Raw genomic sequence first — 19,525 nt, 5'->3', positions numbered from 1 at the left:
GGTAGTTAGGGACGGCCCCCGCTGGAGCCCCCGATGAATGCCGTCCTCGTCTCGTTGACCCTCGCCTTGAGCCTTGCCACGGGGCAGTTCGCGCCGCAGCAGGCCGCCAGTGAACCGCTCGCGCCGGCCCAGGAGGCGCGGGTGCAGCAGCTGGCGAAGAAGCTGCGCTGCGCGGTGTGCCAGGGCCTGTCGGTGGCGGACAGCCCGTCCTCCATGGCGCGCGCCCAGCTGGACAAGGTGCGCGAGCTGGTCTCCGACGGAAAGACGGACACCGAAATCGTCGACTACTTCGTCGCGCGCTACGGCGAGTGGGTGCTGCTGGAGCCGCGCGCGGAGGGCTTCAACTGGTTCGTGTGGCTGGGGCCCGTCGCGCTGGTGCTGGGCGGCCTCTTCGTCATCCTGAAGCAGCGTCAGCCCCTGCCCGAGGGCGCCGCCGGCGCGCAAGCCACCCAGGCTTCCTCCCCTTCCACTCCCGCGCCGTCCACCGACGATGCGGACCCCTACCTCCAGGCCGTGCGCCGGGAGCTGGAGCGCTAAGCCATGCAGCCCGAGCCCACCAACTGGTTGCCCGGAATCATCGTCCTCTCGGTCGCCTTCGTGCTGGCGGCCGCGTGGCTCCTCTACATGAAGATGAAGACGGGGAGCGCGCTGCCGGACGCCACGCCGAAGACGGACGGCACGGTGGATGACCTGGCGCAGCGGGCGCAGTCGCTCATCGAGCAGCTGCGCACGCTGGAGGCGGAGAAGCACCACTTCAGCGCGGAGCACTACACGGCGGAGAAGGCGCGGCTGGAGAAGGAAGCGGCGGCCGCGCTGCGCGCGAAGGACGAGCACCTGAAGCGGCAGGCCGCGGGAGAGAAGGCGCCCGCGCGCAACGTGCCGGCGCCCACGGGCTGGGCGTCGCGCAACCCGCAGATGGTGGGCGCGATGTGGGGCGCGGGCGTGGTGGTCTTCTTCGGAGGGCTGGGCTACCTGCTCGTCTCCGAGCAGAAGCCGCGCGAAGAGGGCCAGATGGGCACGGGCGCGACGCCGCCGGGCATGTCCCAGGCGCAGCAGCAGGCGCAGATGCCCGAGATGAACGACGAGCTGGATCAGGCGCGTCAGCGGCTGGCGTCGAACCCGGGCGACGTGGAGGCCGCGTCGATGCTGAGCCACGAGCTCATCCGTCAGCAGCAGTTCGACGAGGCGCTGAAGGTGACGCTGAAGGGCCTGGCGGTGGATCCGTTCAACGTGGAGCTGCGGGTGCACCGGGGCGTGCTGCGCGCGGCGTCGCAGGGCGACCTGCAGGGCGCGGAGGCGGAGCTGACGGAGCTGGTGGACACGTGGCCGGACGCGCAGGAGGCGCTCATCTTCCTGGGCAGCCTGTCGCTGCGCCGGGGCGACAAGGCAGGAGCGCTGGCGCATTTCGAACGATTCACGGTGGAAGTGCCCAAGAACATGCAGCCCCCGCAGCTGGCCCCCGCCATCGCCCAGCTGCGCGCGGAGGTCGCGCAGCAATAGGCGTACGCTGAGCGCCGTGAGTGTGTCACCCCTGGAGGTGGGCCATGGGTGCATCCGGCGTCAGGAAGGCCGCTGTCGCGCTGTGCATCGTTGCGTTGTCATCCGCCTGCGCGACAGGCGGTTCCGCGACGTATGTGGAGGGCGCCCTGCGCCCCCGTCACTTCGTCTTTCATGACGTGGTGAAGTGGGAGGGCGGAGAATCAGGCGGATGGCGGGCAGCGTGTCTGCACGTCGGCATCGCCCGAGACACAGGGGAGATGTTCCTTTGCAGGTTCGGCGTGGAGATGCCCATCGCCAATGACGCGCAGGGACTCATCTCCACCGAACGGGCGCAAAGCCTTTCCGCGAGCTGTGCCAATCAAGCCGCGAGGGCAACCCTTTCCGCGGCGACGCCAGCCACTCCCATCAGCATTGCCTGCGAAGAGTTCAGGTCCTTCTACGAACTCACGCTCAATGCCGCCATCAAGGGGGCACGGGTCCCAAAGGCCTGCACATCGGGCATCAAGCCCGTGGTGGTGACACCTACAGGACCATCCACCCGTGGAGGGATGTAGCCCATGGTTCCATCCATTGAGAAGCTGCTGGAGATTGCGCGGACCTATTGGCCCTCGCAAGAAGACCCCAATCAGGAGCTCTCGCCCGAGGAACATCGGCTCCATGAGCTCTGGCAGACGAAGTTGGAAACGCCTGGCTCTTGGGACGTCCTGATCGAGCAACTCAGAACAACGTTTCCAGAGAAAAGCGTCGGGAACATCACCACTTCCCGGGACGCATCCTTTTGGTGCGCCATCTATCCCAGGCGTACTCCCGAGCGCTCTGGCGTGCACTGGGTCTACGTCGGCTGCGCCAGCATCATCGCGCCCGTCTACACCGTGTACCGGGTCCAGTTTGAGTACGGCGAGCGCCGGATCTTCCGGCAGCTCGACCTGGAGCCTCCCGCGGTAGAGCCAGCGGTCACGATGGCGAGACTCATGGAGTCCACGATGGATTTGAGCCTGCTGCCCCCTGACATCGCCAATCATCCAGCGCCCGTCTTCGTGGGCCGGAAGTCCCCTCCGAAGACAACGCTCTTCGATGCGCTCTTCACCAGCTATGCAGACAACCTCCCCTGAGCCTCACCCCAACTTGCGGATGGGCGCGCCATCCAGGAACGCGCGGATGTCCTCCACGGCCTCACGGAAGTACGTCGTGTAGTTCCCCTGGGACACGTAGCCCAGGTGCGGAGTGGCCAGCAGGTTCGGCAGTTTCCGCAGCACGTCGTCCACGGGCACCGGCTCCGTCTCAAAGACATCCACCGCCGCGCCCGCGATGACACCCTGCTGCAACGCCTCAACCAGCGCCGCCTGATCCACGATGGCCGCGCGTGACGTGTTGATGAGGTACGCCGAGCGCCGCATCCTCGCCAGCTCCGCGCGTCCCACCAACCCCCGCGAGCGCTCGCCCAACACCAGATGGATGGACACGAAGTCGCTCGTCTCCAGGAGCGCCTCCTTCGACACGGCCCGCGTCACGCCCACCTCCGCGGCCTTCGCCTCCGTGAGGTTCGGGCTCCACGCGACGACGTCCATTCCAAACGCCAGACCGACGCGGGCCACCCGGCTCCCAATCTTTCCCAATCCCAGAAGCCCCAGCCGCTTCCCGTGCAGGTCCACGCCCACTGAGTGCTGCCACGGGCCCCCCTGCCGGAACGCCGTGCTCTCCCCCACCACGTTCCGCGCGAGCGCCAATATCAGCGCCCACGTCAGCTCCACCGGAGGCTCGGTCGCGCTCGCCGTCCCGCACACCGTCACACCGCGCGCGGTGGCCGCGGCCACGTCGATGGACGCGTTCCGCATCCCCGTCGTCACCAGCAATCGCAGCCGAGGCAGCCTTCCAAGGAGCGCCGCGGGAAACGGAGTCCGCTCCCGCATCACGACGAGCAGGTCGAACGGCGACAGCGCCGCGACCAGCTCCTCCTCACCGGAGAAGTGCTCGCGGAACACCGTCACCTCGACCTGTGCGCTCACGGAGGACCAATCCGCGAGCCTCGTCGAAACACCTTGATAGTCATCCAGGACGGCGCAGCGCAGCTTCTCCATGGCACCCGCCAGGATCCACCAGTGCGCCCCCGGACGTCAATTCACCGCGGCCTTCCGCCTGCGGAACCTGCGCACCTTCTCCACCAGCTCGTCCGACAGCACGCTCTTCACCGCGTTGCGAGTCTGGCGGGCCCACTCCTCGGAGCGCGTGAACCACGTGCCCGCGAAGCTGGCGCCGTGCGCGCGCAGCGACACCGTCTGACGCTGCTTCGTCACCCAGTCGGCCTTGTACGTCTCCGTGCCTCGCAGGAAGTCGTACTCCGTCAGGCCCATGTCGATGGCGTCCTTGAACGTCTCGCCCACCAGCACCAGGCCCACGCTGCGGTTGCGCCACGCCGGGTCATAGCCGGACTGGAAGTACACGAACGTCTGGCCATGCAGGATGCCGTACACGGACGCCACCGCCTGGCCGCCCACCTTCATCGTGTACATCCGCAGCCGGCCCCGCTCCGCCAGCCACTGCGTCGCGTCCCGGTGGAAAGCCTCCACTCCGGCGCCCTTGATGCCCTGCGAACCGCCATCCGACGACCAGCGCAGCGCGTGCAGCCGGAAGAAGTCCGTCATCGGCCCGGCCAGCTGCCCCGGCGCCTCCGTGCGCTCGATGCGGTAGCCGTCCTGCTTCTCCAGCCACTTGCGCCGGCGCAGGTAGTTGTCCCGCCGGCCCGTGCGCTTGAGGAACGCGTCGAACGGCTCGCCGGGCACCAGCGTCTCGTACGGGCACACGTAGCGCTCCGTCACGCGCACGTCGCCAAACACCTCGCGCGCCACGCCCAGCGTCGTGGAACCCTCGCGCAGGTCCGTCAAATCCAGCACGTCCCACTCGTCGCGCAGCCCCTGGAGCACGTTGAAGAACGCCCGGGCCACCTCCGCCTCGCGGCCCTTGCGCGCCACCACGTCCAGGTAGTCGCTGCCCACGTGCGTCTCGCCCAGGAAGCCCAGGCGCCGCACGGGAACTCCGTTCGCCCAGCGGTGCTCCAGGCCCAGCGGCAACAGGCCCACGAGCGTGCCCAGCCTGTCACGCGCCGTCAGCACCAGCGGCCGCACGTCGGGCGAGATGCGCCGGCACCACGGATACAGCCATTCCCAGGCGTTGAACGGACCGGCGGTGCTCGCGTCCATCAGCGAGTTCCACTCCGCCCGCATCCCCGCCAGCTGCGAGGCACTGCCCACCGCCGCCACGTCCAGCCGCGGCGACAACCTCGGCCCCGACGTCAACTCGTCTTCGCGGATCACCGCGTCACCCCGATGCCTTTCCCGAAGCACTGCCCCGGCCCCCGGGGGCCATTGCAACCCGGGAGCCAACTCCTGTTCCCTCACGACGCGCGCTTGCTCGGCCGGCGCTCGGACTTGAGCGCCTCCCGGACCACGTCCGCCACCTGCCCCATCACTTCCGGAGACAGGTCCTGGTGGCACGGAATCTCCAGGATGGTGCGCCGCAGCTGCGCGACCTCCGGGAACTCCGACGGGTCGCACGCCGGATGGAAGCGCTTCCAGAAGTCGATGGCGTCGATGCCCTTCTCCCGCAGCTTCGCCAGCAAGAGCTCCTTGTCCTGAACCACCATCGGGTAGAACAGCGGGCTCACCCCCGCGGGCAGCTGGTTGAAGAGCGGCGGCGACACGTCGCGCAGCCGGCCCAGCAGGAGGAAGTAGTTGCGGCGGCGCGCCTCGACGATGCCCTCCAGGTCCTGCGCCAGGGCAATCCGCTTCGTCAGCGGGCTCATGCCCAGGTCCACGTGGCGCCGGTCGAAGTGCTGCGTGCCCGTGGCCACGCGCTCGACGCTCGCGGCCTTCACCGCCCCGTGCCCCACCGAGCGCACCAGGCCGCGCAGGCCCCGGCCCACCGCCCCACCGCGCAGCTCCAGGTTCTGCAAGAGCGCGGACACGGTGTGGCTGAAGGTGGAAGCCAGCGGCGGCGCCGGCGGCTCCGGCAGGCTGTAGGAACGCTTGCCATTGACGACCAGCGCACCCCCATTGGGTACCGGAAGGGTCTTGTAGAGGCAGAAGATGCCCACGTCGCCCGTGGTGCCCAGCGGCGTCGCGCCGTCGGACGACAGGAGCGACAGCGCGCAGTCCTCAATCAGCGGGATGCCGTGCTCGTCCGCCAGCTTGCGCATGGCGTCCACCGGCCCCGGGAAGCCCGCGTAGTGGATGAGGTAGAGCGCGCGCGTCTTCGGCGTAATCCGCTTCGCCACGTCCGCCACGTCCACGTCCCAGCGGCTGCCCACGCGGTAGAAGCGCGGGATGGCGCCGGCGTCCACCACCGCCTCCACCTCCACGCCGTGGTGGTAGGCGGGCATCAGCACCTCGCCGCCATCCAGGCGCAGCATCTTGATGGTCAGCCAGACGGCGTTGCGCGCGAAGTAGAAGTAGCGCGCGTTGGGAGACGAGAACGGCGGCAGCGCGCCCGGACGCGGCGGCGCCATCAGCATGTGCGGCCACAGCGTGGGCAGGGACGGCACGAACAGCTTGTCAGTCGTCTTCACTTCTTCCATCGCGCCACCACCTCTTTCGCCGCCGGTACCCACCGGAACTTCGCCGAGCACAGGGCCCGGCCGAAGGCGGTGTCATTGAACACATAGAGCCAGGTGTGCCGCCGGACCTGATCCGTCCAGTCGCGCTTCCACACCATGTCTGGCCCCAGGAAATCGAACTCGGTGAGCCCCCGCTCCAGGCAGTCCCCCAGCACCTCCTCCATCAGGAGCTGCCCCGGGCTGCATTCCTTCAGGGACTCGTCGTAGCCGGGCTTGAGCAGGAAGTAGCGCCCGCCAAACTCCAGGCCGTACTGGAACGCCACCGCGCGTCCATCCACGCGCAGGAAGTACAGCGCCAGCCGGTCGCGGTAGGCCGCGTCGCGCGCCAGCTCCGTGTAGAAGCCGCGCGTCTTCGCGTCCTGCGCCATGGCCGTGCCGTTGGCGCCCTTCCAGCCGCTCTGCTCCAGCAGCAGCCCCTCCTCCAGGGTGCCCTCCAGGTCCAGCCCACCGGAGACGCGCTCGAAGGTGACCTTCCCCTTCTCCTCCAGCTTGCGGCGCCGGCGGCGGCAGTTGGCCTTGAACTTGGACGGCAGCTTCGCGAAGTACGCGTCCTTCTTCGCGGGCAGCGGCACGTAGGGCGACTGCAGGGACTCCCACTCACCCACCGGAAGGCCGCCCTCTTTCGCGGCCTCCAGCAGGCGGAAGCCCACGCCGCCGTCCAGCACGTCCGTCAGCCGCAGCACGTCCCAGCCGCCCGTCTCGCGCAGGTGCTTAAGGAAGGCCCGGGCCGCGGCGTCCGGCTCCCGCGCCAGCATGTCGAAGCGGCAGGAGTGCGCGTTGGCCGCGGAGGTGAGCTGGCGGACGGGCACGCCATACATGGACGTGCGCTCCTCCACCAGCGGCAGCGCGGCGCTGAGCGTTCCATCCTCGCCGCGCAGGAGCAGCACGCGCATGCGCGAGCCGGCGGCGAAGTTGTCCAGCCACAGCCGCAGGAACTCATGCCGGTAGAACAGCTCGTTGGAGGTGGTCTCCACGAGCTGGTTCCACTCGGCTTCCAGGGACATGAAGGCCGCCCGGTCGTTGACTTCCACGACCTGGCTGGCGGCCGAAAGTTGAATGGCTTCCATGTGAGCGGGCCCCAAGGTGGTGATGGACGGCGCGGCCTACAACCCGCTGCGCGCCATCTTCAGCAGGCAGGCGGCGACCTTGCGGCTGTCGTGTCGGATCTTGGAACCTTCCTTCAGAAGGTCCGCCTGCACCGGAATCACGCCGGAGGACAGCAGCTCCCGCGTCTCCGCCGTGACCATGAAGGAGCCCTTGCGCGCATAGCGCTGGATGGACTCCTCCGAAGGCATCCGGCCGTTGACGAGCACCGCGTCCAGCACCGGCCCCACGTGGTCGATGACGGCCTGCACGTGGTCCAGGCAGTTCATGCCGTCCGTCTCACCCGGCTGGGTCATCAGGTTGGCCACCATGACCTTCAGCGCGCGCGTCTCCTTCAGCGCCTGGGCCACGCCGTCCACCAGCAGGTTGGGCAGCACGCTCGAGTACAGCGAGCCCGGCCCGATGGCGATGAGGTCCGCCGAGTAGATGGCCTCCAAGAGGCCGTCCACCGGCGGCGGCGAGCGGGGGCTGAGCGACACGCGGCGCACGCGGCCCTGGGCACGGCAGATGTTGCGCTCGCCCACGACCTCCGTGTCGTCATGCATCTGGGCCACCAACTGCACCGACGCGAGCGTGCTGGGCAGCACCTGGCCCTTCGCGCCCAGCAGCTCCCCGGACAGCCGCACCGCCTCCAGGAAGTCGCCCTTGAGCTCCGCGAGCGCCGCGATGAGCAGGTTGCCCACCGCGTGGCCCGCCAGGCCCTTCGCGCCGCCGAAGCGGTACTGGAAGACATCCTTCAGCGCGCTCTTGCCACCCGCGAGCGCCACCAGGCAGTTGCGGATGTCGCCCGGGGGCAGCATGCCGTGGTTGCGGCGCAGGCGGCCGGAGCTGCCGCCGTCGTCGCTCATCGCCACGACCGCGGTGATGTCCACGCCGGGCTGCCCCGCCTTGGGGGCCGCGCGGCGGGCCAGCCCCTTGAGCACCATGGGCAGGCCCGTCCCGCCACCCATCGCGACGATGCGCGTGGGACGGTTCTTCGGCGCCTGCAGCAGCTCGTTGCGCTCCACGGCCTGCTGCTTGTTGCGCGCGTCGTCCTGGCTCCACTGCTCTGAGAACGGTGCGTCCACGTCCATGCCCACCATGTTCCGACCCCCTCGCCCATCCCAATCCATGGCTCCACCCTTCGCATCCCGGCCTCCCCCGACAACCGGAGGCCGCGGACCGTCCCCAACATCCACTGCTGAACCGTCTACCGGGCTCCCCGGCCCAGAAGCACGTGCCGTACCGTATGGAAGATGATGCCGACATCCAGGAACAGCGACCCGTTCTTCACGTAGTACAGGTCGAACTCCAGCTTGTTGCGCGCATCCTCCACCGAGGCCCCGTACGGGTAGCGGATCTGCGCCCAGCCCGTGATGCCCGGCTTCACCGCCTCGCGCAGGCCGTAGAACGGAATCTGCTGCTTGAGCTGCTCGGTGAACACCGGACGCTCCGGACGCGGGCCCACGAAGCTCATGTGGCCCAGCAGCACGTTGAACACCTGCGGAATCTCGTCGATGCGCGTCTTGCGGATGAACCTGCCCACCCGCGTGACGCGGTCGTCGTTGGAGCGCGCCCACACCGCGCCGTTCTTCTCCGCGTCGGTGCGCATGCTGCGGAACTTCCAGAGCGGGTACGCCCGGCCGCCCAGGCCCACGCGGTCCTGCCGGTAGAAGACGGGGCCCTTGGAGTCCAGCTTGATGGCCAGCGCCACAATCACCAGGAAGGGCGACGCCAGGAGCAAGAGGAGCGACGCCACGGCCACGTCGAACACGCGCTTGAAGGCCCGGCGCAGCGGAGACACCGTCATCTCATCCGCGAAGGCGAAGTCGCTGGCGCGCAGGAACTGCACCGGGATGCGGCGCAGCACGCGCTCGCAGAAGCCGGCCGCGTCGTACACCCGCCGCCCGTCCAGCCGGCAGCGCAGCAGGGACTCCACCCAGTTGGCGCCGCGCATGTCATCCGCGGCCTGCACCACGTAGGAGGCGTTGAGGCGGGTGGCCATCGCGTCCAGCGGCTCCTCCACCTTGCGCGGGTCCACCAGGGCCACCACGCGGAAGGAGCCCTCGCCGCCGTCTTCGATGGCGCTCGCGACCGCGCGGGCCTTGAGGCCGTCACCGACGACGAGCACCGCGTCGGGTTCACCGACCAGCGCCCGGATGGAGACGCGCACCACCAGGGTGCCGGCCAGGGCGCCCATCGCGCCGCCCAGGAGCGTCCCGGGAGGCAGCACCACCGGAAGCACCAGCGGGAGGATGAGCATCACGCCGCCCGCCACCATCGCGGTGACGCCCGCGGCCTTGAGGAAGCGGTAGCCGCGCGTCCGGTCCTCGGCCGCGATGCGCAGGTCGTACAGGTCCAACAGGTACAGCGTGAACTGGAAGGTGACGACGAAGGCCAGGCCCAGTCCCACCAGCGTCGGCCACATCGTGGCGAACGGGGGCTGGGTGCCCAGGGGCGCGAAGAGGGCCGCGCAGGCCGCGGCACCCGCGACACAGGCCAGCGCGATCGCCGAGGACTCGGCAAGGAAGAACGTCAGTTTCTTGGCTGAAAAATAGTGGTGGAAAACGCGAAGCACGTGACTCCTCCAACCCCAACCCGCCGCCGCTCCAGGCCCCCCGCCCATCGCACCTCATCGGTGCGAGGAGCGGGTCGGGCCGCAATCACTTCACTCGACAACCGACTGCTACTTCTTCACGTAGTTCTTCAGGTACGGGGTCGCGTTCACTTCCGCCCCGTTGAGCACGCAGCCCACCAGCGCCGCGCCCGCCAGCTGCTCCACCGCCTGGTTCACCACCTTGGAGGGGGTGACGTTGGCGCGGATGACCATCAGCACGCCGTCCATCTGGTGGCCCAGGATGGCCGCGTCCGCGAACGGCAGCGTCGGCGGCAGGTCCACGTACACCTCGTCGAAGCCCTCGCGCACCGCCTTGAGGAACTGCTTCATGCGGGCGGACGCCAGCACCTGGGTGCTCTCCTCCGGCGTGGTGCCGGCGGGGATGACCGCCAGGCGCGTGGAGTTGAAGCGGCGCACCACGTCGCGCACGTCGCACTCACCGGCCAAGAGCTCCGCCAGGCCCTGCTTGTTGCGCATGCCCAGCGTCGGGGCCACCTGCCCCCGGCGCAGGTCCGCGTCCACCAGCAGGATGCGGCGCTCCGGGTTCGCCCGGGCCGCGGCCAGGGCCAGGTTCACGCTCGTCACCGTCTTGCCCTCGCCGGGCATCGCGGAGGTGAGCGCCACCACCTTCATCGGGCGCTGCTCGCGCATGCGCTCCAGGCGGTAGTACAGGGTGCGGTACTGCTCGGCGGCCGCGGAAGCAGGGGCCGTGAGCGTCACCACCCGGCGGTCCACCGCGTTGCTAGAGGCCGCGCTGTCGTCCACGCGGGGGAGGAAGTTACCGGCCCGCTCCATCGTCGAATCCATCTGAGTTCTCCAATCCTTTCCGTAGGGGGTCGGCAATTAGTTCAGGGAAGTCGGCGAGGAGACGCTGTTCTTGCTCCCAGCCATCGGCATCAGAATCCGCTTCTCCGTCTTGCCTTGCATGTTCGGGACCACCGCCAGGACAGGCAGCGTCAAGCGCTCACGGACCTCGGTACCATCGCGCAGGCTGTCGTCACGCATCTCCAGGACGGTGCCGGTGAGGACACCCAGGGCCAGGGCCACCAGGGCGGCGATGAGCAGGCCGCTCATGCGGTCCGGGCGGGCAGGCGCGCTGGGCACACCGGCGGGCGAGATGACGTTGAACAGGCTCTTGGCGCTCTTGGCCTCCAGCTCCTGGGCGATCTCCGCCTCCACCTTGCGGCTGACGACGCTCTGGTACTTCGTGCGGGCGATTTCGTAGTCCCGGTTCATGACCGCCAGCTCCTGGGCCCAGCGCGGGGTGTTGTTCAGCCGCGCCTGGTACGCCTCGGCCTGCTTCTGGAGGTCCACGATGTCCTTCTGGATGTTGGTGATGAGCGTGGCCACGCGGGTGCGCTCGTTGCGCTCGGCGAACATGCGGCCTTCCGCGTCCTTGCGCTGGCTGCTGATGTCACCCAGCTCACGCTCCATCCGCTTCACTTCCGGGTGGTCCGGCGTCCACTGCGTCTTGGCCTGGGTGAGGGTGCGGGACAGGCCGCTCTCCGCCGCCTCCAGCCGGCCGGCCTCGCTGTCCGCGGCGTTGCGGGCGCGGGCCAGGTCGGAGCGGCGCGCCTCGGCGCTGCGCAGCTCCTCGGACTTCGTCTGCAGCTGGGCGCTGATGCGCTCCAGGCCGCGCATGTTCATCTCCATCTGCTCGGGCAGCTCGCCCAGGTGGTCCACCTTGAACTTGGAGATCTTCGTCTCCCAGGAGGACACGGCCTTGCCCATGGCGACCATCTCCTCGGTGAAGAGGTCGGTGGCGCGGGCCGCCTGCGTCTGGCGGATCTTCAGGGTCTCCTCGGAGAAGATGGCCGGCAGCCGGTTGGCCACCTGCGCCACCACCTGCGGGTCGCGGCCCGCGTAGGTGAGCTCGAAGGCCGTCTCGCCCTCGACGCGCACGGTGAGGTCCTTGCGCATCTGCTCCACCGCCGCCTCGATGCCCTTATCGGACACCAGCTCCGGATAGAGGTTCATCTCCTCGATGGCCTTCTGCAGCACCGGCCGCGCCAAGAGCTCCTGGCGGACCGTCACGAGCCGCTGCTCGATGAGTTCGCTCACCGTGCGCTGGACCATCTCCTCGCCGGGGCGCTGCGGCTCCACGCGCACCACCACGGACGCTTCATAAATGCTCGGCCGGGTCATCACGATGGCCGCGCCCAACACGAAGATTGCTGCAGCGATCGCCCCCACCAGGGCCTTGCGGCGCCACAGCGCCGAAAGCAACTGGTCCGCCGTCATCCCACGCTCCATGATCCGCTCCTCCACCTTGAATCCTCGAAAGTTGCCTACCAAGCTGTCATGACCAGACGGAGGGCGAACACGTTGCGTGTCAGGTCCCCCGCCCCAGCGACATCCGCCGCACCCACCTGCGCGATGCGGTCGAACGCCCCCTGCAGCGCCAGCTTCCGGCTCAGCCGGTACTCGACGCCTCCACCCACCGCATAGCCCTGCGACACGTTCGTGGTGTTCCGCCACTCCGTGTAATTCAGATTGGGAGCCGTCCCGTTGCGGAAGAAGCTGGCCGCCCCGAAGGCCGACAGCTTCTGCGTGAAACGGTGAGCCCCCATCACCGACGCGTAATCCGCCCACACCGCGCCGGAGAAACCGCTCGCACCCACCAGGTCGTGGCCCACGGCGAAGCCGAAGTCGCTCCGCTCGCCCTCGCGCACCAACTCCAGCGCCACGCGGGGCAGCCACCCGCCACGCGTCGCGTCCGAAGGCAGGTAGCGCACCGGCCCGCCCCGGAGGGTGAGCGTGGTGGGTCGCGTCAGCCGGTAGCGCAGGGCCGCGGAAGCGCCATGCGCCTGGCTGTAATCCCTGTCATAGAGGAAGCCCTGGTAGCGGTACTCGGCGCCCAGGGACAGCCGGCGCGTGGTGCGGTACCACAGCTCCACGGACGGCGTGTGCGCATAGCCGGCCACGCGGCCCGCCTCGATGATGCGCGTTGCCTCGAACATGTAGTTGCCGCGAACGTCCAGGCGCTCCGTGGCGCGCGCCGTGAGCCCCACCTTCGTCTGCGCATAGAAGGTGGGCGCCGTGGAGCGCGCCAGGCCGTCGCGCGGCAGCGACGTGGGGTCGGTGACACGGAACACCCTCGCGCTGGCATCCAGCCGCAGCCGCCGGGACAGCACGTCCCGGAAGCCCACGCCCGCGCGGTGGTCCACCGTCGTCTTGCCGGAGCCGTGCCGGGCCAGGAGGTCCGTGGCGTAGAAGGACTCGAGCGTCAGCTGCTCGTTCTTCACGTCCAGACCCAGCCGCGGCGACAGCTTCGTCATGAACTGCCCGTTGGTGCCCGCTCCGCCCAGACGGATGTCATTGTCGAAGCGCTCCTCCGCCGTCAGGCGGAGCCGCGGCTCCAGCAGGGTGGCCGCCTGCGCGGCCGGTGCGGCGATGAGACAGCCTGCAATCACTGCCCGCTTCCAGTTGCCCCTCACCGCCGCCCTCCCGTCCTTGCCCACGCCCACGTTCGCAGCTTCCCGATGTCTGTCTTTGAAGAGGTTCCGCCCGTCCCGCCTCACGGGACGACGACGGTGTCACCCGGCCGCAGGATGACGCTCTCACCCTCGGGGGAGACCAGGTCGCTGTAGCGCACCGGGATCTGCCCGCCCTTGCCGTCCGTGCGGATGACGACGATGCCGTCGGAGTTGGCGAAGTCCGTGAAGCCGCCGGCCAGCGCGATGGCCTGCAGCAGGGACACGCGGCCGCGCAGCGGGTAGGCGCCCGGGTGGGCCACTTCCCCCGTCACGAACACGCGGCTGCTGTTGACCTCGCGGACGATGACCGTCACGCGCGGCTCCTGCACGTACGGCTGCAGGCCCGTCTTGAGCATCTCCGCCAGCTCCGTGGGCGTCTTGCCCGCGGCCTCGATCTCACCCACCATCGGAATGGAGATGTAGCCGTCGGGGCGCACCGGCACCGTGCGCGACAGCTCCTGGTCGCGCCACACGCTCACGTCGAGCACGTCCTCGCGGCCGATGCGGTAGGGCTGCTCCGCGTTGTCGACCTTCAGCGTCTGCTGGTGAGCACAACCCGACAGGAGGAGCATCCCCATCACCGTCCAGAACCCCGTGCGCCGCATTCCCATCTTCCGCTCTCCTTCGTTCACTGATGTTCCGCGCGAGCCACCCTCACACGCCCTGAAGGGCCGGGCAGCGCGCTTCTGGCGGTGGCTCTTAGCAGCGCGTGTGCCAACGGCAGGGAGGTGGGAAAACCCTTGGAATGCGATGGGTTACGGCGTGCCACACAAGGCGCACATCGGCGCATCCGGGAAAAATTCCGGTCTGCCACCGGTGTTCTCCCCTGTGCTTTCTGCCGATCGCTTCCACGGGGTGGAAGAGGATTGCCCAACGAAAGCCACGCACCTTCCACGCCCTTTCGGGCTCCCTCTCAGCCCGCCATGCCACAGCTCCGGCACGGCTCTTGAAGAGGGCTTGGGCGTCGGACAGCGAAACGGTTTCTGGGGTCCAATTCAGTCCAGAGGGGGACAGCGGATGGGCAAGGTGGCAGGGGCGGTGGGGGTGGTCTTCATGCTCGGAACCAGCATCGTGGGGCTGATGGGGGCCTCGATGGGCAACGGCGTCGAAGCGGGCGTGCTGGGGATGGTGGGCCTGGCCCTGTACGGCGGCAGCGCGCTCTTGAGCGGCAAGGCGGCGGAGCCCGCTGGCGTCGCGAAGCAGGCCTAGAGGCCGTCTGAAACGCTGTAGGAAGCACAGGGGCCTCCGGGCCGGATCAGCGAAGTGGGAAGCCAGGCTTCCAACCGCTGCCGGCCCGTGGGCCCTTGTCGTGTCTGGAGCTTCGCTTCAGTGCGGGTGGGGCCCGGCTTCCGGAGCCTGGGAGTCCTTCGCCTCCGGCAGCGCCGGGGCTGGCGTGACGACGGGCCCGGGCGGCACCTCGTGCTCCGGCAGGGGCTGCGCTTGCGTCCCCTGGGCCTCCTGGCGGCGCAGGCGCAGGGCCCGGCTCCAGAGGGCGATGCCCGCCCACGCGCCCAGGACCGCGGCAGGCACGGCGACGACGTGGGGCCAGTAGAGCGCCACGCCCGCCAGGGCCAGCGGCACGACGCCCGCGCCGAAGACGACCTTGGATTCGGTGCGGCCCAGCTCACGGTGGTTGGTGACGGCGGCGCCCACGGTGTTTCCCAGCCGCACCGCGCCCGCGGCCGCGCGGCTCATGCTGCCCCGCCGGCCGGCAGCCCGCCGCTGCGAGCGAGGCAGCGCCGGCGCGGCTCTCATGCGCCGCGCCCTTCCACCGAGCACCACCTCCGTCGCGTGCTCCAGGTCCTGGAGGTACATGTCCTCCATGCACCGGGCGAAGCCCGCGTCCTCCACGGCGACGTCGATTTCGGAGTTTCCCAGCCAGCTGGCGGGGTTGAGGTTGGAGGAGCCGACGCGCGCCCAGGTGCCATCCGCCACCGCCGTCTTGGCGTGGAGCATGGTGCCATTCCATTCATAGACGCGGATGCCGGCCTCCAGGAGGGGGCGGTAGCCGGCCTGGGTGAGCGGGCGCAGCGCGGGGATGTCGCTGCTGCCGGGCACGAGCAGCCGCACGTCGACACCATCGCGCGATGCGGCCCGGAGCGCCTGCACATAGGTGGCGGTGCCCACGAAGTACGCGTCCGTGAGCCACAGCCGCTTGCGCGCGAGCGAAGCGATGAGCTGGTCCACGCGGAACAATCCCGCGCTCCAGGGCACGCCGGCCACCACGCGCAGGGGCACGTCGCCCCGGGGCAGCGAGGCGCGAGCGGAGAGGCAGCCCTCTTCATCCAGAGGCGGGCCCACGGTGCTCCACCCCTGGGCGAAGGCGCGCACGAGGTCCGCCACGGCGGGGCCGCGGATCTCCAGGCCGGTGTCGCGCCACGGGGCCACGCCCTTCTCCGCATCCCCCACCCACTTGTGGCTCACGCACAGGCCGGAGACGAAGCCCACCTCGCCGTCCACGGTGAGCGTCTTGCGGTGGTTGCGGCCCATCCAGGCCAGGGGCCGGTCGAACTGGAAGGGGTTGAAGCAGCGCACCTCCACGCCCGCGTCGCGCAGGAAGCGCCAGTAGTCCCGGGACGCGGGGCCCAGGCAGCCCAGCCAGTCATAGAGGACGCGGACCTGCACGCCGTCGCGAGCCCGGGCGGCCAGCGCCTCCGCGAAGCCCCGGCCGACCTCGTCGTCTTCAATGATGTAGTTCTCGAAGAGGATGGACTGCTGGGCCTGCTGGATGGCGCGCAGCCAGGCCGGGTAGTTCTCGCGCGCGTCGCGCAGGAGCTGCACGTCGTTGCCGGCCACGAGCGGCGCGCCCGCGGCGCGGGAGAAGACCTGTTCGGCGATGTTGTGCTGCCGGCCGCTGATGCCCGACGACTTCACGATGGCCACGCCATGCCTCCTCGGGAAATCGGGGTGGGCCTGAAGGCTCCAGGTGAGGTGCGGTCCACTGGAGCGGGTCGCAAGGGCTCCGGGCGCGGGGATTCCCATGCGCTCGTCTTGAAAACGAGGGCCTGGTTGCCCGGCTGTCCCCCCCTCGAGTCCGGGGGCCGGGAGATGCGCTGTGTGGCGCGGGCTTGCATGAGCAACGTCTTCCTACCCTTCCCGCGCGTCTCCGCCCAGGGGTTGCCTGCGGGACGGGCGGCACTCGCGGAGGAGACGAAGGCGTGAACGAGACAACCCCTGCCCTGCCCCGCCTGTCCTTCGACTTCCCGGAGGGCGCCGACTTCAGCAGCGGCGTGAACCACGAGTGGCTCTTGACCAACGGCCGGGGAGGCTACGCCTCCGGCACGGTGGTGGGCTGCAACACGCGCCGCTACCACGGCCTGTTCATCCCCACATTGGAGAAGCTGGGCCGCACGGTGCTGATGGCGAGGCTGGAGGAGACGGCGCTGGTGGACGGAGAGCGCTACCGGCTCACCTCCGAGGAGCACGCGGAGGGCGGCGCACTGGACGACGGCGCGAGGCACCTGCGCCACTTCCACCTGGAGGGGCTGATTCCCGTCTGGGAGTACGCGGTGGGGCGCGCGCGGCTGAGGCGGCGCTGCGTGATGGTGCACGGCGAGGACACGGTGTTCCTCGCCTGGGAGCACCTGTCCGGCCCGGAGGTGACGCTGCACCTGCGGCCGTTCCCGACGCTGCGTCCGCATGACGGGCCGCTGTTGAAGGACGTGGCGGAGCCCATCGTCACGCTGCGAGGCCCGCTGGTGGAGCTGCGCAACGGCGAGGACGGCCCTCTTCAACGGATGCGGCTGTATTCGGACGCGCCCGCGCCGTACGTGAGCCTGGCGGAGACGTCCGCGCCGCAGCATCTGCGGACGGAGAAGGCGCGCGGCTACGACTTCACGGAAGTGCAGCACTCGCCGGGCTACTTCACGGCGACGCTGAAGCCCGGGGGCACTTTGTATTTCGGGCTCACGGTGGAGAAGCCCGGGCACCTCTTGGAGCGCAATCCCAAGGAGGTGTTCGAGCGCGAATTGGGACGGCAGGAGCGCCTGCTGGAGCGCGCGCCGGAGCATGCACGCACGGGAGTGCCGGCGCGTCTGGTGTTGGCGGCGGACCAGTTCATCATCGATCCGCCCAGGCCCGCGGACGCCGCGTGGGCGCGGTCCATGGGATTGGACGCGAGGAGCGTCATCGCGGGCTACCCGTGGTTCACGGACTGGGGCCGGGACACGATGATCAGCCTGGACGGGCTGACGCTGGCCACGGGGCGCTACCGCGAGGCGGCGGCCATCCTGCGCACGTTCCAGCACTACGTGCGGGACGGGCTGATTCCCAACTACTTCCCGGACGGAGAGAACGAGGGCGTCTACCACACGGCGGACGCGACGCTCTGGTTCTTCCACGCGGTGGACCGCTACCTGGAGGAGACGGGAGACGAAGTGCTCCTGCGCGACCTGTTCCCGACGTTGAGAGACATCGTGGCGCACCACCAGAAGGGCACGCGCTTCAACATCGGCGTGGATCCGGCGGACGGGCTCTTGAGGCAGGGACAGGAGGGCTACCAGCTCACCTGGATGGACGCGAAGGTGGACGGCTGGGTGGTGACGCCGCGCCGGGGCAAGGCGGTGGAGCTCAACGCGCTCTGGTTCAATGCGCTCAGGCTGATGGCGGGCTGGGCGGAGCGGCTGGGAGAGGAGTCCGGGCCGTACCGGGGCGCGGCGGAGAAGGCGCAGGGCAGCTTCAACCAGCGCTTCTGGAACGAAGCGGGCGGCTGCCTCTACGACCTCGTGGACGGTGAGGACGGCCGCGAGGACGCGAGCGTGCGGCCGAACCAGGTCTTCGCCATCTCGCTGAAGCACCCGGTGCTCAAGCGGGACAAGTGGGCGAAGGTGCTGGAGGTGGTGAAGCGCGAGCTGGTGACACCGGTGGGCCTGCGCAGCCTGGCGCCGGGGAGCAGGGACTACAAACCGAAGTACGACGGGGACCTGCGGGCCCGCGACGCGGCCTATCACCAGGGCACGGTGTGGGGCTGGCTCATCGGCCACTACGTGGACGCGACGCTGAAGGTGTCCCCGGACATCAAGGCCGCGAGGGCCCTGCTGTCTGGAATGGAAGACCACCTGTCACACGCTGGGATTGGGCAAATCTCGGAGATCTTCGACGCGACGGAGCCCTACCGCCCGCGAGGCTGTTTCGCCCAGGCGTGGAGCGTGGCCGAGGCGCTGCGGGTGTTCAGCAAGACGAACCTCGGCTGAACGAGCCCGTCACGCCGCCGTCACGCCTCCCATCGGAAGGTGGTGCTCGACAGGCCAGCTCGTGGCCTGCCGAGCAACGGGAGACGTACGAACAATGGGTATCGCATCCAAGGACGCTGACCTTCTGCCCTCCTTCACGCGAGTGGGAAGGGCCTTCGCCGCGCTCCACCTCGCCCTCGTGAGCCTGGCATTGGGAGGCCTCTCGAACGACATGTGTAACTGGGCGAACCGGCTCAGCCAGAGTACCTGCACGGCCCAGAACCCGCCTCCAGCTTTTTCAGCCACCTGGCGGCTCTCGCATGTCCCAAGCTCGCGGCGTCGCGAAAGTGACGCAGGGCTCGCGCCTTGGACCTGGGTATGCCCAGGCCTTGCGCGAACATCTGCCCCAGGCGGAAGGAGGCCTTGGCATTCCCCTGCTCCGCCGCCAGTCGATACCAGCCAAAGGCACGCATGGAGTCTGAAGGAACGCCAATGCCATTGAGATGGTTGTAGCCCAGGGCCAACTGGGCCTCCACGTGGCCTCCCTTCGCGGCCATTTCGTAATACGTGGTGGCTCGCTTCAGGTTCTTGCGGACGCCCATTCCCATCTCATACGCCAGACCGACGTTGTATGCCGGAATCGGATGTCCCTGCCGTGCGAGCTTCCGGTAGATCCGGACTGCCTCCTTCTGCCGATGGGCCTCGGGCTCTCCCAACAGCAGATGTGCCAGGCTTCCCTCGGCGATGGCGCATCCCATGGCGACAGCCCGGCGATACCAGGCTTCCGCGAGGCCTTTGTTCTTCCGGACTCCATTTCCCTGGTCATAGGCAAGGCCCAGGTTGAGCGCCGCGAGGTCATCCCCCAGCGCGGCTGCCTTCTCCAGCCACATCCGGGAGCGCTTCGGGTCACGCCGGACGCCATCTCCGCAGAGGAAATGGAGCCCCACGTTCATCATGGCCGCCCTCTTCCCGAGCCGCGCCGCAGCGAGGTACGCCTCGAAGAGGGCCTCGCGGTCGTCAGGCCGAGCCTCCTCGAGCGTCCACGCCCTGCCCATGGCGGCATCCGCCA

The 19,525-nt window shown here is 69.2% G+C and carries 18 protein-coding genes; 6 read left to right on the top strand and 12 right to left on the bottom strand.

Translation table 11 applies throughout. The features are described from left to right. The first annotated feature begins 33 nt into the window (after positions 1-33). From D7X96_RS00660 to D7X96_RS00650, 4 genes are read left to right on the top strand one after another with little or no spacing between them, the layout of a single operon-like run. On the top strand, positions 34-537 hold the full coding sequence (locus D7X96_RS00660; protein ID WP_120548236.1) for a cytochrome c-type biogenesis protein: 504 nt from the start codon (positions 34-36) through the stop codon (positions 535-537). Between the two features lie 3 nt (positions 538-540). Further along, positions 541-1,500, top strand: coding sequence for a tetratricopeptide repeat protein (locus tag D7X96_RS00655; RefSeq protein ID WP_121723096.1), 960 nt, complete (start codon positions 541-543; stop codon positions 1,498-1,500). 44 nt (positions 1,501-1,544) lie between these two features. After that, a complete protein-coding gene (locus tag D7X96_RS39450) occupies positions 1,545-2,054 on the top strand; it encodes a hypothetical protein (RefSeq protein WP_147468196.1) in 510 nt (169 codons plus the stop codon). Between the two features lie 3 nt (positions 2,055-2,057). Then, positions 2,058-2,612 carry a hypothetical protein gene (locus tag D7X96_RS00650; RefSeq protein ID WP_120548234.1) on the top strand — a complete coding sequence of 185 codons (555 nt, stop codon included), beginning with the start codon at positions 2,058-2,060 and terminating at the stop codon, positions 2,610-2,612. 3 nt (positions 2,613-2,615) lie between these two features. On the opposite strand, the gene D7X96_RS00645 is transcribed toward D7X96_RS00650, so the two are convergent. From D7X96_RS00645 to D7X96_RS00600, 10 genes are all read right to left on the bottom strand, one after another. Next, positions 2,616-3,578 carry a D-2-hydroxyacid dehydrogenase family protein gene (locus D7X96_RS00645; protein ID WP_121768728.1) on the bottom strand — a complete coding sequence of 321 codons (963 nt, stop codon included), beginning with the start codon at positions 3,576-3,578 and terminating at the stop codon, positions 2,616-2,618. Between the two features lie 36 nt (positions 3,579-3,614). Then, positions 3,615-4,811: a GNAT family N-acetyltransferase gene (locus D7X96_RS00640; RefSeq protein ID WP_120548232.1), complete on the bottom strand. Its 1,197-nt coding sequence runs from the start codon at positions 4,809-4,811 to the stop codon at positions 3,615-3,617. A gap of 80 nt (positions 4,812-4,891) precedes the next feature. Continuing rightward, positions 4,892-6,070: a DegT/DnrJ/EryC1/StrS family aminotransferase gene (locus tag D7X96_RS00635; RefSeq protein WP_208647249.1), complete on the bottom strand. Its 1,179-nt coding sequence runs from the start codon at positions 6,068-6,070 to the stop codon at positions 4,892-4,894. Continuing rightward, entirely contained in the window at positions 6,058-7,176 is a 1,119-nt protein-coding gene (locus tag D7X96_RS00630; RefSeq protein WP_121768727.1) for a GNAT family N-acetyltransferase, read from the bottom strand. Before D7X96_RS00630 ends, D7X96_RS00635 begins: the two co-directional genes overlap by 13 nt. A 36-nt stretch (positions 7,177-7,212) precedes the next feature. Then, positions 7,213-8,295, bottom strand: coding sequence for a gluconeogenesis factor YvcK family protein (locus D7X96_RS00625; RefSeq protein WP_120548229.1), 1,083 nt, complete (start codon positions 8,293-8,295; stop codon positions 7,213-7,215). Positions 8,296-8,402: 107 nt separating this feature from the next. Continuing rightward, on the bottom strand, positions 8,403-9,770 hold the full coding sequence (exoE, locus tag D7X96_RS00620) for a polyisoprenyl-phosphate hexose-1-phosphate transferase ExoE (protein ID WP_120548228.1): 1,368 nt from the start codon (positions 9,768-9,770) through the stop codon (positions 8,403-8,405). 108 nt (positions 9,771-9,878) lie between these two features. After that, complete coding sequence (locus tag D7X96_RS00615; RefSeq protein ID WP_120548227.1) at positions 9,879-10,616, bottom strand: CpsD/CapB family tyrosine-protein kinase; 738 nt, start codon at positions 10,614-10,616, stop codon at positions 9,879-9,881. Between the two features lie 36 nt (positions 10,617-10,652). Further along, the gene (locus D7X96_RS00610; protein WP_120548252.1) at positions 10,653-12,062 is read right to left on the bottom strand and encodes a GumC family protein; all 1,410 of its coding nucleotides are present in this window, start codon (positions 12,060-12,062) and stop codon (positions 10,653-10,655) included. Positions 12,063-12,097: 35 nt separating this feature from the next. Then, a complete protein-coding gene (locus tag D7X96_RS00605; RefSeq protein ID WP_233609796.1) occupies positions 12,098-13,246 on the bottom strand; it encodes a hypothetical protein in 1,149 nt (382 codons plus the stop codon). 80 nt (positions 13,247-13,326) lie between these two features. Continuing rightward, on the bottom strand, positions 13,327-13,896 hold the full coding sequence (locus D7X96_RS00600; RefSeq protein WP_120548225.1) for a polysaccharide biosynthesis/export family protein: 570 nt from the start codon (positions 13,894-13,896) through the stop codon (positions 13,327-13,329). A gap of 442 nt (positions 13,897-14,338) precedes the next feature. On the opposite strand from D7X96_RS00600, the gene D7X96_RS00595 reads away from it, so the two are divergent. Further along, entirely contained in the window at positions 14,339-14,494 is a 156-nt protein-coding gene (locus D7X96_RS00595) for a hypothetical protein (protein WP_244219399.1), read from the top strand. 117 nt (positions 14,495-14,611) lie between these two features. Here D7X96_RS00595 and D7X96_RS00590 read toward each other — a convergent pair whose 3' ends face one another. Beyond that, positions 14,612-16,168, bottom strand: a complete 1,557-nt coding sequence (locus tag D7X96_RS00590) for a phospholipase D-like domain-containing protein (RefSeq protein ID WP_121768726.1) — start codon at positions 16,166-16,168, stop codon at positions 14,612-14,614. A gap of 275 nt (positions 16,169-16,443) precedes the next feature. On the opposite strand from D7X96_RS00590, the gene D7X96_RS00585 reads away from it, so the two are divergent. Further along, a complete protein-coding gene (locus D7X96_RS00585; RefSeq protein WP_121768725.1) occupies positions 16,444-18,477 on the top strand; it encodes an amylo-alpha-1,6-glucosidase in 2,034 nt (677 codons plus the stop codon). A 233-nt stretch (positions 18,478-18,710) separates the two neighbouring features. Here D7X96_RS00585 and D7X96_RS00580 read toward each other — a convergent pair whose 3' ends face one another. After that, positions 18,711-19,511, bottom strand: a complete 801-nt coding sequence (locus tag D7X96_RS00580; RefSeq protein WP_121768724.1) for a tetratricopeptide repeat protein — start codon at positions 19,509-19,511, stop codon at positions 18,711-18,713. Positions 19,512-19,525: the final 14 nt, after the last annotated feature.

The sequence above is a fragment of the Corallococcus interemptor genome (assembly GCF_003668875.1).
GTDB classification, from domain to species: Bacteria; Myxococcota; Myxococcia; order Myxococcales; family Myxococcaceae; genus Corallococcus; species Corallococcus interemptor.
Note: the sequence above shows the minus strand (reverse complement) of the source record. Positions and strands in the feature narration are given on the sequence as shown.

Excerpts from the sequence above, each read along its gene's own strand:
- D7X96_RS00660 (WP_120548236.1), top strand. The coding sequence starts at position 34 with ATGAATGCCGTCCTCGTCTCGTTGACCCTCGCCTTGAGCCTTGCCACG.
- D7X96_RS00655 (WP_121723096.1), top strand. The coding sequence starts at position 541 with ATGCAGCCCGAGCCCACCAACTGGTTGCCCGGAATCATCGTCCTCTCG.
- D7X96_RS39450 (WP_147468196.1), top strand. The coding sequence starts at position 1,545 with ATGGGTGCATCCGGCGTCAGGAAGGCCGCTGTCGCGCTGTGCATCGTT.
- D7X96_RS00650 (WP_120548234.1), top strand. The coding sequence starts at position 2,058 with ATGGTTCCATCCATTGAGAAGCTGCTGGAGATTGCGCGGACCTATTGG.
- D7X96_RS00645 (WP_121768728.1), bottom strand. The coding sequence starts at position 3,578 with ATGGAGAAGCTGCGCTGCGCCGTCCTGGATGACTATCAAGGTGTTTCG.
- D7X96_RS00635 (WP_208647249.1), bottom strand. The coding sequence starts at position 6,070 with ATGGAAGAAGTGAAGACGACTGACAAGCTGTTCGTGCCGTCCCTGCCC.
- D7X96_RS00630 (WP_121768727.1), bottom strand. The coding sequence starts at position 7,176 with ATGGAAGCCATTCAACTTTCGGCCGCCAGCCAGGTCGTGGAAGTCAAC.
- D7X96_RS00625 (WP_120548229.1), bottom strand. The coding sequence starts at position 8,295 with ATGGTGGGCATGGACGTGGACGCACCGTTCTCAGAGCAGTGGAGCCAG.
- D7X96_RS00615 (WP_120548227.1), bottom strand. The coding sequence starts at position 10,616 with ATGGATTCGACGATGGAGCGGGCCGGTAACTTCCTCCCCCGCGTGGAC.
- D7X96_RS00610 (WP_120548252.1), bottom strand. The coding sequence starts at position 12,062 with ATGGAGCGTGGGATGACGGCGGACCAGTTGCTTTCGGCGCTGTGGCGC.
- D7X96_RS00600 (WP_120548225.1), bottom strand. The coding sequence starts at position 13,896 with ATGGGAATGCGGCGCACGGGGTTCTGGACGGTGATGGGGATGCTCCTC.
- D7X96_RS00595 (WP_244219399.1), top strand. The coding sequence starts at position 14,339 with ATGCTCGGAACCAGCATCGTGGGGCTGATGGGGGCCTCGATGGGCAAC.
- D7X96_RS00580 (WP_121768724.1), bottom strand. The coding sequence starts at position 19,511 with ATGGGCAGGGCGTGGACGCTCGAGGAGGCTCGGCCTGACGACCGCGAG.